General features: G+C 50.3%; 14 protein-coding genes. 5 read left to right on the top strand and 9 right to left on the bottom strand.

Features of this window, described 5'->3' with window-relative positions:
* Positions 1–271: 271 nt before the first annotated feature.
* Positions 272–3,343, top strand: coding sequence for a transglycosylase domain-containing protein (locus AC1DF0_RS26665; RefSeq protein WP_477576324.1), 3,072 nt, complete (start codon positions 272–274; stop codon positions 3,341–3,343).
* A gap of 138 nt (positions 3,344–3,481) precedes the next feature.
* Positions 3,482–3,874, top strand: coding sequence for a VOC family protein (locus AC1DF0_RS26660; protein WP_442051205.1), 393 nt, complete (start codon positions 3,482–3,484; stop codon positions 3,872–3,874).
* Positions 3,875–3,937: 63 nt separating this feature from the next.
* Here the strand turns inward: AC1DF0_RS26660 and acsA are convergent, their stop codons facing one another.
* Positions 3,938–5,662, bottom strand: a complete 1,725-nt coding sequence (gene acsA, locus AC1DF0_RS26655) for an acetate--CoA ligase (protein ID WP_477576322.1) — start codon at positions 5,660–5,662, stop codon at positions 3,938–3,940.
* Between the two features lie 247 nt (positions 5,663–5,909).
* Here acsA and AC1DF0_RS26650 point away from each other — a divergent pair, with 247 nt between their 5' ends.
* Together AC1DF0_RS26650 and AC1DF0_RS26645 are read left to right on the top strand one after the other, a co-directional pair.
* Positions 5,910–6,545, top strand: a complete 636-nt coding sequence (locus tag AC1DF0_RS26650; RefSeq protein ID WP_477576320.1) for a GNAT family N-acetyltransferase — start codon at positions 5,910–5,912, stop codon at positions 6,543–6,545.
* Between the two features lie 53 nt (positions 6,546–6,598).
* On the top strand, positions 6,599–7,780 hold the full coding sequence (locus tag AC1DF0_RS26645; protein ID WP_477576318.1) for an acetoin utilization protein AcuC: 1,182 nt from the start codon (positions 6,599–6,601) through the stop codon (positions 7,778–7,780).
* Positions 7,781–7,935: 155 nt separating this feature from the next.
* On the opposite strand, the gene AC1DF0_RS26640 is transcribed toward AC1DF0_RS26645, so the two are convergent.
* The 4 genes from AC1DF0_RS26640 to AC1DF0_RS26625 form a co-directional block, all read right to left on the bottom strand.
* Entirely contained in the window at positions 7,936–8,634 is a 699-nt protein-coding gene (locus AC1DF0_RS26640) for a 5'-methylthioadenosine/adenosylhomocysteine nucleosidase (protein ID WP_442051201.1), read from the bottom strand.
* A 5-nt stretch (positions 8,635–8,639) separates the two neighbouring features.
* Positions 8,640–9,644 (bottom strand): catabolite control protein A, encoded by a 1,005-nt coding sequence (gene ccpA / locus AC1DF0_RS26635; protein ID WP_442051221.1) that lies wholly within the window; start codon positions 9,642–9,644, stop codon positions 8,640–8,642.
* A gap of 197 nt (positions 9,645–9,841) precedes the next feature.
* On the bottom strand, positions 9,842–10,255 hold the full coding sequence (locus AC1DF0_RS26630) for a hypothetical protein (protein WP_442051200.1): 414 nt from the start codon (positions 10,253–10,255) through the stop codon (positions 9,842–9,844).
* A gap of 151 nt (positions 10,256–10,406) precedes the next feature.
* A complete protein-coding gene (locus tag AC1DF0_RS26625) occupies positions 10,407–10,859 on the bottom strand; it encodes a VanZ family protein (RefSeq protein ID WP_477576315.1) in 453 nt (150 codons plus the stop codon).
* Between the two features lie 62 nt (positions 10,860–10,921).
* Between AC1DF0_RS26625 and AC1DF0_RS26620 the strand changes: the two genes are divergently transcribed.
* Positions 10,922–11,452 carry a DJ-1/PfpI/YhbO family deglycase/protease gene (locus AC1DF0_RS26620; protein WP_475820456.1) on the top strand — a complete coding sequence of 177 codons (531 nt, stop codon included), beginning with the start codon at positions 10,922–10,924 and terminating at the stop codon, positions 11,450–11,452.
* On the opposite strand, the gene ptsP is transcribed toward AC1DF0_RS26620, so the two are convergent.
* The 4 genes from ptsP to AC1DF0_RS26600 form a co-directional block, all read right to left on the bottom strand.
* On the bottom strand, positions 11,449–13,191 hold the full coding sequence (gene ptsP, locus AC1DF0_RS26615; RefSeq protein WP_477576313.1) for a phosphoenolpyruvate--protein phosphotransferase: 1,743 nt from the start codon (positions 13,189–13,191) through the stop codon (positions 11,449–11,451). The two genes, AC1DF0_RS26620 and ptsP, sit on opposite strands and share 4 nt — an antisense overlap.
* Positions 13,188–15,074: a glucose PTS transporter subunit IIA gene (locus AC1DF0_RS26610; RefSeq protein WP_477576311.1), complete on the bottom strand. Its 1,887-nt coding sequence runs from the start codon at positions 15,072–15,074 to the stop codon at positions 13,188–13,190. The genes ptsP and AC1DF0_RS26610 overlap by 4 nt, the downstream gene beginning before the upstream one ends.
* A gap of 275 nt (positions 15,075–15,349) precedes the next feature.
* Positions 15,350–16,006 carry a PepSY domain-containing protein gene (locus AC1DF0_RS26605; protein ID WP_477576309.1) on the bottom strand — a complete coding sequence of 219 codons (657 nt, stop codon included), beginning with the start codon at positions 16,004–16,006 and terminating at the stop codon, positions 15,350–15,352.
* 123 nt (positions 16,007–16,129) lie between these two features.
* The gene (locus AC1DF0_RS26600; protein ID WP_477576307.1) at positions 16,130–16,735 is read right to left on the bottom strand and encodes a PepSY domain-containing protein; all 606 of its coding nucleotides are present in this window, start codon (positions 16,733–16,735) and stop codon (positions 16,130–16,132) included.
* Positions 16,736–16,743: the final 8 nt, after the last annotated feature.

The following is a 16,743-nucleotide window of genomic DNA, read 5'->3' as shown; positions in this document are numbered from 1 at the left end:
TTCCAACCATTCCCCAATATGTATTACGCCATAAACCCCAATATGTTTCAAAATCGTCGAAAAATAAGCAAAAAAGTTGTAAATTGCTCCGTTTACAGCAGTTTTTACGGTCTCAGGCTGATTATTGCTGAATTTCACGTTTAAGCAAAACATTTTAGCCCCCCGATACGTCAATGAGATAACGAATATATATGACCATACGGTTAGTACCTGCTTCTATTGGTGTTTTATGTTATAATGGACTTGCTATTTTGGAGGGGGAATTAAAAAGATGCAAGAAGATCGTCAGCCGGCGCCAACGAAACGAAGCAAATGGCGAACATTCGGAATCGTAACTTTTATAACTGTAAAATGGATGGTATATTTCGGCATATTCATCGGCTTGTTAGCAGGCGGAGCCGTAACCGGCTATGTGGCTGCTCTCGTCAAAAACGAAGAGGTCCGGCCCCGTACCGTCATCGAGGAGAGAGTCGGGGAGAACTCGCTCACCGGTTATGTTTATTTTAATGATGATTCGCTTGTCGGGCAGCTTCGTACCGACGAAGACCGTATGATCGTCGAATATGAGGATCTGCCTCCGCAAGTAATAGACGCCCTGCTCGCTATTGAAGACAACAACTTCTTCGAGCATTACGGCGTAGATATTAACGGCCTCGGCCGTGCGGTCAAGCAGAAGCTTCTGAACGAGGAAACACAGACAGGCGGCAGTACGCTGACGCAGCAGCTCGCACGACGCGTATTTCTGAGCTTGGACAAAACCGACAGCCGGAAGATCAAAGAAATCTTCTTGTCTCTCCGTATGGAAAGATATTTGACGAAACCGGAAATATTGGCCGCTTACTTGAACAAGATGCCTTTCGGCAACGGTTCGAGCGGTTATCAAGTATTCGGGATTAAGGCTGCAGCCAAAGGGATATTCAACATTACCGATCTGAATCAAATTAATATCGCGCAGGCCGCCTATCTCGCAGGCTTGCCGCAGCGCCCGTCCGCTTATACGGCATACACGGGCAAAGGGCAATACAACGAAGAAGGCATCAAGCTAGCCATCGAGCGCCAGCAAATGGTGCTTCGCCGCATGCTCGAGACTGGACGCATCGATCAGCAGCAATATGACGAAGCGCTCGCCTTCGACGTTCGCAAGACGCTTGCTGCGCCAAGCGAGAAAGCTTATACGACTTATCCATATCTCATGCTGGAAGCCGAGCGCCAAGCCGCGGAAATTATGCTCATGCAGCAAGACCCGGACTTGACGAAGGCAGACCTGAAGGAAAACCCGCAATTGCTTGAAGAAGCAAGAGATCATCTGCTTCGCGGCGGGTACAAAGTATACACCACGATTGATAAAGATATTTACAAGTTTATGCGCGAGATCGGCTCCAATGAGGAGAACTTCACGCCTTATAGCGAAGAGAAAGGCCTTGAACAAGTTGCTGCCGTCATGCTGGATCATAAGACTGGCGCCATTCTCGGCATGCTTGAAGGTCGCGATTTTTATGAAGAGCAAATGAACTACGCTACTCAAATGACTCGCCAGCCGGGTTCAACGATGAAGACGATCGCTGCTTACCTGCCTGCGATTGAGCAAGGCATTATTCAACCGGCCAGCATTATCGATGACTCGCCGATCGTCATGAAAGACTATCAAAAGGGCTTCCATATCCCGATGAACGTCGATAAGAAGTTCTCCGGACTTGTAACGGCGCGTGAAGCGCTTAACAAATCGATGAACATACCAGCGCTAAAAATATTTAACGAAGAGCTTAAGATCGAGAACGCTTGGGCGTTCGTCAAGAAGCTTGGCATTACTACGCTTCAGCCGGAGGACGCTGGCGCTCAGACAGGCGTAATCGGCGGTCTCAGCGTCGGTGTCTCGGTGGAGGAGCTTACGAACGCTTACGGCTCTATCCCGAACAACGGCATATACAATGATTCATACATGATCGAGAAAATTACCGATGCCGAAGGTAAAATCGTCTATGAGCACGAGGCAAAGCCTGAACGCGTATTCTCCGAGCAAAGCGCGTTCCTTATTACAGATATGCTGTCGACCGTCATTTCCAGCCCATCGGGCTCAGGTCATGGTCTGACCTCTCAGTTCGAGCATTACGGCGACATTCCGATTGCCGGCAAAACAGGCTCAACGCAAAGCTACGGCGATGTATGGTTCATGGGCTTCTCGCCGGACGTTACGCTCGGCGTATGGGCGGGCTACGAGGAGCAGATCAACTCTCTCTCGACCGAAGGCAAGAAACGCGCTCGGGCAATCTGGGCAAAGATTATGGATCAGCTTGTAGAAAAGAAACCTGAGCTGCTCGTTACGGATAAGTTCAATAAACCGGACGGCATTGTGAAGGCTACTGTATCCAGCGCAAGCGGATTGCTTCCTTCTCAATTGACGAAAGAAGCAGGCATGCTTGTAACCGACTGGTTCAACAAAAAATATGTGCCGAAGGCGGTTGACGAATCACTTGTGAAGATGGCTTTCATAACCTATGAAGGCGTCAACTATGTGCCGAATCCGGCTACTCCGCTCGATATGCTGAAGGAGCAAATCGTTGTCAAGCGCAAGAAACCGCTTGATGCGCTAATGGATGAGATCAACGCAGCGCAAGCGAAGCTTCCTGCGAAGAGCAGACGGCCGATGTCGGTCTACTTGCCGAAGGATGCGGCTAATGACGCGCCATCCAAACCCGATCCTCGTGTAGACGATGGCGCAGCGCCTCCGCCTCCGAGCAATGTAAGGCTAAATCAAGCCGACGGCGTGCTCATTCTAACGTTCACCGATAGTGCAGCGAAGGATGTTGTCGGCTACCGTGTGTACAAAGCAATTGACGGTAACGCGCCTACGAAAGAGGGCGAATCGATACCTGCCGGCAACGAGTACAAGGCGAAGCTATACGCGTCGAACGCGCATAGCTACAGCTTCTATGTTACCTCTGTCGATGTCGTAGGCAACGAATCTCAGCCTAGCTTGATGGTTCATTACGGTGACGCCCCAGTCATTCCTGAGCTGCCTACTGGCCCTGGGGAAGGCGGCGAAGAGCCTGGCGGCGGTACAGAGCAGCCTAGCGGCAATGCTCCGGCTGCTCCGGAAGGCTTGCAAGCTAACAAGAACGAAGTTAGCGTCACGCTTAGCTGGACGCCGAACTCCGTATCGGATCAAGTTACGCAGTACCATATCTACCATAGTCCGGGCAACAACGGACAGTATTCCTTAATCGGCTCCACTAGCGAATCGCAGTTCGAGTATATCGATGTACTCGTAACTGGCGCATTCTACGTAACCTCTGAGAACGCAAGCGGCCAATCCGCACCTTCTCAAATCATCGTTGTTAATTAGCGATAAGAAACGGTATCCCCTCAGCCATTGGCTTGCAGCGGGATACCGTTTTTACTTTAATTATACAATCCCGACTTGACAGCTGAGAAATAGATCGTTAACATAGAGCAGAATTAATTCGAATAACAAATGAAAGGAATGGTTGTTTTGACTAATAAACGTATCGATCATGTAGGCGTAATGGTTAAAGATATCGAAGCCTCCATCCGATTCTATACGGAAGTAATCGGATTTGAGGAGAAGGGCCGCGTCCCGCATACAAATGGCGTAATCCAGCTTGCATTCCTGGGGTTCGGACATTCGGACGAAACCGATCTGGAGCTCATTCAAGGCTACAACGGCGATCTGCCGATCGAAGGCAAGGTGCATCACTTTGCGGTCAAGGTGGACGATATTGAGGCGGAGTTCGAGCGTCTGAAGCTGCTGGAAGTTCCATTCGTTGATGAGGATATTACGACTTTGCCGAATGGTTACCGCTACTTCTTCGTCAGCGGCCCTGACAACGAGCGGATCGAGCTGTTCCAGCGGTAAACTGTACAGAACAAATGAAGGCGGCGCAGGATCTTTCCTGCACCGCCTTCGTTCATTATAAGATTAGTCCTCTATTGTAGATAAATCGCCAGTCGGCAAGTTGAGCTCCCAAGCCTTCAGCACACGGCGCATAATCTTGCCGCTTCGCGTCTTCGGAAGCTTATCCTTGAACTCAATCTCGCGCGGAGCCGCGTGAGCGGACAAGCCAACCTTAACGAATTGCGAGATTTCTTTCTTAAGCTCTTCGGAAGCGACGTAACCTTCGCGCAAGGCGATAAACGCTTTAATAATCTCGCCGCGCATCGGGTCAGGCTTACCAATTACGCCTGCCTCCGCTACCGCTGGGTGCTCGACCAGCTTGCTCTCGACCTCGAAAGGTCCTACCCGCTCGCCGGACGTATTAATAACGTCATCAATCCGTCCTTGGAACCAGAAGTAACCGTCTTCGTCCATATAAGCGGAGTCTCCTGATACATACCAGCCTTCCAAGCGGAAGTATTCCTCGTATTTGGACGGGTTGTTCCAAATCTTGCGCATCATCGAAGGCCATGGCGTGCGTATAGCCAGATTACCCATGCGATACGGCGGCACTTCATTGCCGTTGTCGTCAATGATCGCGGCTGATACACCTGGAATTGGCTTGCCCATGGAGCCAGGCTTAATATCCATGCTCGGGTAGTTGCAGATTAGCTGACCGCCTGTTTCCGTCATCCACCACGTATCATGAATACGCTGGCCGTATACTTTCATCCCCCAGCGGACAACCTCTGGATTAAGCGGCTCGCCAACGCTCAAGACATGACGCAGGCTGGATAGATCGTATTGTGTTACGACGTCATCGCCAGCCCCCATAAGCATCCGGAAGGCCGTCGGAGCGCTATACCATACGGTTACGCCATACTTCTGAATGACGCCGTACCAGTCGCCAGGGCTGAAGCGGCCGCCGCGAATGACGATTGTAGCGCCATTCAACCACGGAGCGAAGATGCCGTACGAAGTGCCCGTTACCCAGCCTGGATCCGCTGTACACCAATAGACATCGTCTTCTTTCAAATCAAGTACGATCTTACCCGTATAATAATGCTGAATCATTGCGTTCTGAACATGACATACACCCTTCGGCTTGCCGGTTGATCCGGATGTATAATGCAGGATCAGACCATCTTCTCGATCAAGCCATTCGATCTCAGCTTCCTCCGAGGCTTGGCTCATCTCAGCGGCAAAATCCAGTATGCCGTCTTCCGTTTGTACGTCGTTGCCGAATACGAAAATATGTTTAAGCGCAGGCAGCTCCTCGCGTTTGATCCGTCCAAGCAAGGAAGGAGTCGTAACGATTGCCGTTGCTTCGCTGTCTTGCAGTCTATCTTTTACAGCTGTCTCCATAAATGCTTCGAACAGCGGTCCAACGATTGCACCCACCTTCAGCGCGCCGAGCACGCTGAAATATAATTCAGGCGTTCTAGGCATGAAAATAAATACACGCTCGCCTTTCGTTATGCCATGCTTCCGAAGCACATTCGCGAATCGATTCGACTGCTTGCTAAGATCCTCATACGTGTAGGACTCATCGCGGTCGTTGTCGCTGTAGTGAAGCGCGATTTTGCTTCCTTTGCCCTGCTCCACATGACGATCTATCGTTTCATAACCCATGTTTACTTTGCCAGTTGAATACCAGCTGAATTGACTTTCGATTTGTTCCCATTTAAAGTTAGCTGCCGCATCCTCATAGTTCGTCAAATTCGCATTTGTCGCCGTTGCTGGAATACGCTCTTGATGCAAGTTGATCATTCTATCACTCTCCCATCAAATCTGTCTATTGCTACCATAGAATACGCTTTCATAAAGTAGTCTATTCTTGCAGGCAAACAAGCCGACTAACCTAAACGATTCGTATGGCATTTAACCGCCACAACTATTATAGCATAACCTTTTTCATCTCGACTATGCTTTTCATTTCCCGCAATGTTTGTTATAACCATTAATAGAGCATCGCCTTGAGCACGGGCTGCATGAGTAGACGAAAGGGGGATTTGCTTTGGAACATCGAAAACGGTTGCAGCATGAGCGTATCGAGCTGCCTGGCAATCGTGAGCTTGTCATTGAAGGTCCTGTACCGCCTGAGCAAGTTGCACAGCTCGTTATGCATCCTGCGCTTGACGCGTTCAGAAGGCCGCGCGACCAGCATGAGGCTTTGGTAGAAATCGCAGCGCTTGACGAGGGACGAATTATACTCGTACGGGAAGCAGATACAATTGTCGGTTATGTAACATTCCATTATGCAGATGAGCTTGAGCGCTGGTCTGAGGGCGGGATGAACGACCTAATCGAGCTCGGCGCGATTGAGGTTGCTGACGATTACCGCTCGTATGGACTCGGCAAGAAGATGATAAATATCGCTTTTGCTGAAGAACAGCTGGACAATATGATTGTATTTACAACCGAATATTATTGGCATTGGGACTTAGAGGGTACGAAGCTTAATGTATGGGAATATCGCAATATGATGGAGAAGCTGATGAAGTCGGTAGGCATGATCTGGTTCGCAACGGATGATCCCGAGATTTGCTCCCACCCTGCTAACTGTCTAATGGTGAAGATCGGCAAGGAAGTGCCGCTAAGCTCCGTTGAACAATTCGACCGCGTCCGGTTCCGTCAGCGATTCATGTACTAACACGGTTAGAGCTTAAGATATAGGCTTAACCTTTCTAGGAGGCTATAAGGGGAATGTCTTCAAAAGCAAACGCAATATTTTTTCACCATCCGGGTTCCGAGAACTATAAATTCGGAGAGGAGCATCCCTTTGATCCGATGCGTCTTACATTGACGATTGATCTGCTGAGACGAATGGGCGCGTTGACGGACGATCAAATCAGGCAGCCCCATCTAAGCGCAAATGAGGAGCTTCTTGCGTTAGTGCATAGGCAGGATTACGTGGACGCCGTTACGAAATTAAGCGCATCTGTCGATCATAGCGACACGCTTGCCGAGAAATACGGTCTGCAAACCGAAGACACCCCGTTCTTTGCCGGCATTCATCAAGCCGCTTCTGCGATCGTTAGCGGCTCCGTAGCCGCTGCTGATGCCGTCATGAGCGGACAGTCGCTTCATGCGTTCCACCTCGCTGGAGGCTTGCATCACGCCTTCCCTGAGCGCGCATCGGGCTTCTGTGTCTACAATGACGCCGCCATCGCAATCGAACATATACGCCGTACATACGGCGCAAGAGTGCTCTACATCGATACGGACGTCCATCATGGCGACGGCGTACAGTGGGTATTCTATGCCGATCAGGACGTATGCACCTATTCGATTCACGAAACCGGGCGTTTCCTGTTCCCGGGAACGGGCTTCGTTCATGAGAAAGGCGCGGATAGCGGTTTTGGCGCTTGCTTCAATGTGCCGCTCGAGCCCTATACCGAAGATGACTCATGGCTGGAGAGCTTTAATGTGACGCTTCGCAAAGTCATTGCCGCTCATAAGCCGGATGTCATCATCAGCCAGCATGGCTGCGACGCTCACGCCTATGATCCTCTCTCCCATATGCATTGCAGCATGCGCATCTATCGGGAAATCCCGGCCATCATTCATGAGCTCGCGCATGATTATACGAACGGCAAGTGGGTTGCGCTTGGCGGCGGAGGTTACGATATATGGCGTGTCGTTCCAAGAGCTTGGGCGCTCGTGTGGCTGACGATGACCGAGCATCCTGTAACGACAGAGCTCCAAGACACTCTTACAATGCCGCAACTGCCAGCGGATTGGCTGGAGCACTGGTCATCTTCATGTCCGCATGAGCTTCCTTCACACTGGTTGGATGATCTGACGCACATCCCGCCTATTCCGCGACGTGAAGAAATTACACTCAAAAATCGCGTGACGCAGCAAATTGCCATTCAGGATTTGTAGAACTATTTAATAGAATTATGTTTTGCCTGTATCTCATGCAATTTAGAAATTCCAATCAAAAGGCTGATACAGCTCTAAGGGAGATAATTAAAAAGCACCCGCCGGTCGATCGAAAGCGATCAACTGGCGGGTGCTTATGTGTCTAATCATAATAATTACATATGCTTGACCATCTCATCAATGATCTGGTACGAGTTATTGGCGGCTTGAATCGTAAATTGCGCAAAATTCACATGAGCAGATCCATCGGCCTTGTCCGACATGGAACGAATGACGACATATGGGATCCCATTCATGTCGCAAACTTGCGCAACGGACGCGCCTTCCATCTCTGCACATGCGCCATCGAACGTCTCATGCAGCAGCTTGACCGCCTCGCGGCTTGCAATGAACTGATCGCCAGACAATACGATTCCCTTTAGACTGCGGCCTGGGAAATGACGATCGCTAGCCGATACAGCAAGCTCGATCAATCTGTCGTCGGCAGGAAACTCCGAACGGTTATGGAAAGGTATCGTGCCCCTAGCAAAGCCAAGCGGCGARCAATCCATATCGTGCTGAATGCTGGTTGTCGATACGACGATATCGCCGATGTTAAGCCTGGGATCAACCGCGCCTGCAACGCCTGTGAACAACACACAGTCTGCACCGAGATCAAGCAAAATTTGCGTACATACGGCGGCATTCACTTTACCTACACCCGACTTGCAGAAGATAACTTCCTTGCCGTGCAGTTTGCCCTCGTAATACGTAATCCCTGCCTTCGTCACCTCGGAAGCTACTTCCGTATGCTTATGCAGCAATTCAATTTCTTCAACCATAGCGCCAATAATTCCGATTTTGTTAAACGGCATTTCTATTAAATTCCTCCAACTGATTGACGCACAACCATTTCATGAGGCAAAACCACTTGAGATTGTTCCACGTTTTCTTTCTTCATCAGCTTCGTAAGCAAACGCATCGATACTGCGCCAATATCATACATAGGCTGAGCTACAGCTGTTAGCTGCGGTCTTACCATTGAAGCCATACGGCTATTGTCCACGCTAATAACGGAGAAGTCGTTAGGCACTTTCAGTCCCGCATCTTGAATCGCATGAATAGCGCCGATCGCCATCTCATCCGTAGCTGAAAATACGGCCGTAGGACGTTCAGAAAGCTCAATGAAATATTTCATTGCGTCAGCACCGGACTCATAACGATAGTTGCCGATTCGAACGAGTGAATCGTCATATGGAATGCCGGAAGTTTCCAGCGCGCGCTTATATCCTTGGAAACGAGCATAGCCGTTAGCCGGGTCTTGCAGCGTTCCGCTAATCATCGCAATGCGCTTGTGGCCTTTCCCAACCAAGCTCATGACTGCGTCGAAAGCAGCGTTCTCGTGATTAATGTCTACCGATGGAACTTGTCCGCTCTCATCCGTAGTCGCGCATAGCACGATTGGCACATTGGCCGTCTTGAACGCTTGCAAGTGCTCTTCGGTTACAGGCGCTCCTAGAAACAGCAAACCGTCGACTTGCTTCTCTAGCAGCGTATTGATAACGCGAATCTCCTTGTCCTTCTTCTTGTCCGCATTAGCCAAAATAATATTATAATGATACATATTAGCTATATCTTCTATGCCCCTCGCTACCTCTGCATACAAAGCATTCGATATATCGGGGATGACGACGCCTACCGTTGTCGTCTTCTTGCTTGCCAATCCGCGTGCGACCGCATTCGGACGATATCCTAGCCGTTCAATCGCCTCATATACCTTCTTGCGTGTTGCAGGCTTTACGTTAGGATTGTTGTTCACAACCCGAGAAACCGTTGCCATGGATACTCCTGCTTCTCTTGCTACATCATAAATGGTTACAGTCACGGTCCTTCTCTCCATTAGCTCAGATTTTTATTGTTACGTACGCCGCATATTACAGTAATGATACGACAAAATATTACTTTTCGCAATGTTAACGCTTATCGTTTACGCTTACGGTGTAAGTAAAATAGCCGTATGAACGATTTAATTACACATCGCCCACCCGGGTAGATCTGGCTAAAAGTGCAGTCGTTGTACCGTTATGTAAGAAGCGTGCGGCGGCTAAGCTGTTTCAACCGCTTATCCAAATCTTGAATCCATGCTTCGTCCTTCAGCGTTTGCGCAAGCAAATATAGATCTAGCAATTGATTGACGCGCTCCTCGAAGAGGCGCTCGACCGCGCTGCGATCCGTATGCTGCTTATAGGATTTCGCTTCTACTAACAAACTTGCCCATTCATTGCATTCGTTAAACAAAAACGTTTGCTTATCGGGTTCTGCCCCTAGCTGGGCGATTAGTCCAGTCAAATCGGGCTTAACCTCGGGAATAACCTCGCTCCGGTTGCATATCGTGCAGGAGAATATCGGAACGTTATCAATTTCTACTTTTCCGGAAAATATAACTGTTCGCAGCTTCATCGTCATAATGTCGCCGCAATGACACCGCTTTTGCAAAGTGGTCCACTCCTTCTCATGGCAGCTTGAGCCTAAGTAGAAATCTAGGCACAAAGAGATAGATAGGTAATTCGACCTTTTTCGCAAAAAATCCTTCTTGTGTCGTCTATGTAATTTTTACTACAGCAGGCAACAAGCGTTAATCGCCAGCCTATTGACTATTCGCTCTGGACAACTTCGATCTTAACCGCTTCACGGGCGGCAGTAACCCGATAACAACCCATATAGTTGCTCCAATTAGGTCGTTCCTTAGGTCATGCGGATCAAGCATCCGGCCTCCAACGAATGACTGATGATACTCATCCGTAATGCCGTATAAGCCGCATAATAAGATCACGAGCAGCTTGTAGGATAAAAGCTCCGAGCGGCGTCCAAAACCATAGTCGAGCAGCATGGCAAGCAAAAAGTAGGAAACAAAGTGACCCCAATTGAAATTATCCATGAATGGAAACAGCTTCTGAAACAGCGGAAGCACGGTATCCAGCTGTTCGCCTGTTCGTGAGGATAATATAAAGATAATCGCCATCCAAAGGAAAGCGGGAATAAATCGATAAATGGAAATACGCCGTTGAGTCTGCATCATTATTTGTTCTGTTTGCTTCATTGAAACTCCTTCGCTACAATAATAGAGATGGTTAAACGTACACGTTGGAGGGGAAAATCGAAATGTCCTTACATAATAAGACGGTCATTTGCTTGCTGGATGATGAATTTGAAGATTTGGAATTGTGGTATCCGGTATATCGCGCCCGTGAAGCCGGAGCAACGGTGCTCTATGCTGGACCCGAGAAGGGCAAGAAGCATATCGGCAAGTATGGCGTTCCCGCTGTTGCCGACCTCTCGTTCGATGAGGTGAGCAGCGAAGATATCATCGGCTTGCTCGTTCCTGGCGGATGGGCGCCGGATAAGCTCCGCCGTTATCCGAAGGTGCTCCAGCTTGTACAAGAGCTAAATGCGCAAAATAAGCCGATCGGACAAATCTGCCACGCCGGCTGGGTGCTCATCTCTGCCAAAATACTCGAAGGACGCAAAGTCACGTCGACTCCGGGCATTCGCGACGATATGGAGAACGCAGGCGCGACCTGGTATGATGAAGCCGTCGTTGTCGATGGCAATCTCATATCGGCCAGACGTCCGCCGGATCTGCCGGAATACGCAAAGGCTTTCGTAGACGCATTAGAGCAGCGAATGGGTTAACCATTCGCTGTCTTTACGTCCACACGTTCCATGAAACGAGTCAGCACACCAATAATCTCATTGCTTGTGCGGCATTCCAGCACCTGATGGAGCACCTCGCGGCTCTCATTCTGCGTCGTGCTGAGCAGTCTCTCCTTCACAGGCAAGATCGAGTGCGAGGACATGCTCAGTTCCTCGACATCTAGGCTTAGCCATATCGGCAGCGCCCGCAAATCCCCCGCCAGTTCACCGCATACGCCTACTTTGATTCCATTGCGCTTTGCCGCGTCTACAGTCAACATCAGCATTCGAAGCAGCGCAGGATGGAATGGCTCATACAGATGTGAAATTTCCTCGTTCATCCGATCGACCGCTAACGTGAATTGAACGAGATCATTCGTTCCGATGCTGAAGAAGTCAACCTCCTTCGCGAGCATGTCGGCTATCATGACCGCTGCAGGAACCTCAATCATAATCCCGATCTTAATTTCTTTATCGTATGGGATGTCTTCCTGCTCCAGCTCCCGCTTCGCTTGTTCCAGTATGGCATTCGCCGCTCTTACTTCGTCGACCGAGGAAATAAGCGGGTACATCAGCTTCACCTGACCGTAATGGCTCGCTCGAAGAATCGCTCGAAGCTGTGTCTTGAACAAGTCCTGCCGATCAAGCGATATACGAATCGCACGATAGCCAAGGAACGGATTGTCCTCTTCCGGAAGCTCGAAATAATCAAGCTGCTTGTCGCCGCCGATATCGAGCGTTCGAATGACGAGCGCATCTCCTGCCAACTTCTCGGCTACACCTTTATATACGTCGAACTGCTCATCTTCTCTTGGGAATCGATTGCGGTCCATGTATAGAAATTCGGTTCGGAACAAACCAACGCCATGCGCCCCGCTTGCCATCGCAATCTCCAGCTCCTTGAGGGAGCTGATGTTAGCAGCAAGCTCCAGCGTCTTGCCGTCCGGCGTCATCGGGCGATGTCCAGCAATGTTATGAAGCTTCTTCTTCGCCTCCTTCTGCCGGCTGTGCAGCTGCGTGTAGGTCTCAATAATTTGTTGCGTCGGCTCCATGAATACTTTGCCGTCACTACCGTCGATTATGATTGTCTGACCGGTCTGAAGCGGCTCCTCTAAAGAGATCTCGACGCCAACGACTAGCGGAACGCCTAGCGCTCGCGCCATTATGGCAGAATGGGAAGTCGTGCTGCCTTGCAGCGTCACAATGCCAAGCACATGCTGTGGATTAATATGAGCGAGCTGTGAAGGGGACAGCTCCTTCGCTATCAGAATAAATGGCTGCGTGTCGGAAGGAAGCGTAATTTCCGGTGCGCCTAACAAGTGCTTGAGCAGCCGGTTGCCGACATCCTTAATGTCCAGCGCGCGTTCCTTCATATATTCATCGTCCAGCAGATCGAACATCGTCACGAAATGATCGATCGCTTCCTTCACAGCAACTTCAGCCGCCTTGTATTGGCGCTGGATGATGCCTTGAATTTCATTCATGAATACAGGATCGTCCAAAATAGCGAGATGCGCGTCAAATATATGCGTCTCCTCCGAACCGACAACCTCTCGAAGCTCATCCTTGATTTGCTCGATTTCGACTTTGGACGTCCGAATGCCTTCATATACACGCTCGAACTCCCGCGCAAAATCGGCAACGTCAATTTTTTGCTCCGGAAGCTCCCACTCCCAATTAGGCAGCACGAACGCTCTCCCGATCGCAATGCCAGCTGACGCTCCTATTCCTTGAATCATTGTGCTTCCCCTCCACCATTTCTCTCTTTAAGTACAACCGACATCACCGAAGACTGACCTTTCTTCACCRCTTTGAACGGCGCAAAGCGCCAGGAGTGTACGAGATCGGAGTTCGTAATGACCATTGGAGTTGCAAGCGACTTGCTCTCCTTCTTAACGCGCTGCAGATCGAAGCGGATAAGCAGCATGCCCGGCGTAACCTCGTCCCCTTCTTTCACGACAGCGTTGAAGTACGACTTGCCAGCAAGCTTCGACGTATCGATACCGATATGAAGCAGCACCTCAAGTCCTTCCCCAGTCTTGATGCCTATGGCGTGCATCGTCGGATAAATGTGAATGACGACACCCTTGACCGGCGATACGAGCTCCCCTCGGTCGGGAATGAAGGCCACCCCTTGTCCGACAAGCTTGCCGGCGAAGATTGGATCGGGCACTTCCTCGAGCGGAATCATTCTGCCCTGCATCGGGGAATTGAACAAGATTTGCGCCTGATCGCGCTGGATCGTCTTGTTCATTTCCTCGCGTATAAGCTCGGAATAGGTCCCGAAGACGACTTGAACATGCCCGCCTCCAAGCTTGATAACGCCTGCCGCGCCGAGATTGCGCAGTGCGTTCGTATCTATTAGCCTCTCGTTTGATACTTTAAGCCGCAGGCGAGTAATGCAGGACTCCATTTGCACGATATTTTGCTTGCCGCCGATCGCTTGGAGAATGAGCGGCGCGCGGTAAGGAATATCGCCTGCCCATTCATCGAGCTGCGACCCTTCCTCGCGTCCCGGCGTTGGAATGCGGAATCTCCGAATCGCCCAGCGGAACAGAAAATAATAAACCAAACCAACGACGATGCCAATCGGAATGAGCAGCCACCCGCGCGTAGCCAAATGTTCATTAATAAGGTAATCGATCGCGCCGCCCGAGAACGAAAAGCCGTGTTTAATGCCTAACTCATACGTTACCCACATAATAACGCCCGACAGAATCGCATGAACGACGTACAAGTACGGCGCTACGAATAAGAAAGCGAATTCGACAGGCTCGGTAACCCCTGTCAAGAAAGAAGACAATGCCGCATACATAAACGTTTTGCGGATTTTCGGTTTCAAATCCTCGCGCGCTTCATGAATGATCGCGAACGCAATCGCAGGCAATGCGAACATCATCGTAGGGTACATACCCGCCATGAATGATCCGGCCGTTGGATCGCCGGCGAAGAAACGCGGCAAATCGCCATAGACCATCTCGCCTGTTGCTGTCTCATAGCCGCCAATCTGGAACCAGAACACATGGCTGACGAGATGGTGCAGGCCGAATACGACGAGTATTCGATGAACGAAGCCGTACAAGAACACGCCGAATCCGCCGCCTGAGGCAACGATGTCGCCAAGATCAATCAGTAACTGCTGCAAATAAGGAGCTACACCGACCATTCCTATTGAGAACAGAAGCGAAATAAAGCTGACGAACAGCGGTACGAACCGAGGACCGCCAAAAAACTGTATGTACTCAGGCAGCTTAAGATTTTTGAACTGTGCATGGCTTAAACCCGATGCCACGCCTATAAGGGTGCCGATGAGCACGGTCGGCTCAATCTGCGCTTCTACGGAGCCCGTAATCCCTTCGTAAATAAACATCCCAACAAGGGCAGCCATACCGGCCGACAACGCATTGCCTGTCATGCCCAGCGCGATGCCGACGGCAAATATGTAAGGCAAAAACATAAATACAGCTTCGCTCGCCGCTTGCAAATAGCCGGACATGCCGGGCATCCCGACCATATCCCATGGCAGCGTGCTTAAGCTTAAAAATATAGCTGCCGCAGGCAGCACAACCATCGGCAGCATGATCGCTCTGCCGAGCTGTTGAAAGCTCCCAATGGAGATCATTACGCACCCCCTAACCGTTTGCGTCTATTGTGATATGGAACCAAAATGTCTATTACGATGTTAAGCGCATATGTCCGTTTTGTCAAAACAAAACCCGCCTCTCTTTAGTCTAGCTGTTTGAAATCATTCCTAGCGGCGTCCTATCTATGGACGCCAACGCTTCGTCGAAACGTATAGAGAACGTATGTGCAAAATCATATACTTTCCTATACGTCAAAAAAAACGCAAGCACCTGAGGTTTCGTCAGCCTCGGTACTCGCGCTTGATCCATGGGATTAATCACGATCGTCGTCATCATGCTTGTCATCATCAGAATCGTAATCATCGTCATCGTCATTGTCGTCATCATCATTATCGTAATCGACATCCAGTACCTTGCCTGTTGCGGCTGCAATGTCCACTTCTGCCCTTCCTGCAGCTGTTCTTAGCTTGACTTCAAATTTCTTGATGCCGTCATCCCAATCTGTCTCCACCCGGATGACTTCGCCTTTCACCTTCTGCTGAGCCAGCTTGCCGGCTTGTTCTTTCGTAATCGTCGTCGATGCCGATTCGGCTGACGGAGCACTTGTCGGTGCTGTTGACGGTGCTGTTGACGGTGCTGTTGTCGGCGACGTTGTTGGTGCAACCGTAGTACGCGGAGCATCATCGTCATCGTTTTTAACCTTCAGCACTTTACCGGTTGCCGCATCTACATGGACATCCACTTCCTGGAAGGTGTCCTTGCGGTCGATGTCCACCTCGTAGTACACCGTGTTGCGTTCACGCTCCAATTCAATATCCGTCACGGTCCCTGGAGCTGCGTTTAAGACGATTTGCTTCGCCTTGGTCTTGCCGATATAGGAAGTTGCCCCTTCGGCAGCCACGGCCGCGCTCGCCCCTCCTAGCACCACGATAAGTCCCAATCCGATCATCCAGATTTTTCTATTCATCATACTCTAACATCTCCTTTACCATTCTCTGATTGCGAACCGTTGCCGGCTCTTGCTGCTACATCTATAACTTACACCCGCAATCTAAGAGAACCATTACAGAAACATTAGAATTTGATGATAAAGCTAGTCGTCATCGTCGTCCCAAGTTACAGATACGACCTTACCGGAAGCGGCATTCAGCTGTACGTCCGCTTCACGTCCGTCTTTGTTTTCGATTTCCACGAAATAGTACCACTTTCCGCCCTCTTGCTCCATGTCGATATCCTTGACCCTGCCAGGAATTTTGCCCAGAGCCAGCTCGGTTGCCTTCTGCTCGGTAATCAGAATGGACGGATTGGTTGACGGACTGCTTGCAGGTGGAGGAGGAGTCGGCTTAGGCGTCGCCGTTGGCGGAGGCGAAAGCGACGGTTCGGGCGAACCCGGTTCCGGAGACGCGCCCCCCTCTTCGATGCCGTAGCGTTCCAACGTTCGAATAGCGGCAATACCCGCCGGCTCGACTGTCAGCTCATACAAACCTTGCGTTGATCGGAGCTGGATCGCGTACCCTTCGCCTAACGGTTTGCTTCCAACGATCTCACCCGAATATTGTCCGAGTACCTCCTCCTCGGCCGCAGCTAGCGTAAGTTCGGGCGAGCTATCGGCCCGGACCACCAAATAAATAACTCCAGCGGCAACAATAACGATGACGGCTGCTGCCGCTGCACCGAGCCGCCATTTTGCGTAATTCATGCAATCCA

Source organism: Paenibacillus sp. 05T425, assembly GCF_056396205.1.
The sequence above is the reverse complement of the archived record's forward strand: the minus strand, read 5'-3'. Positions and strand labels throughout refer to the sequence as shown.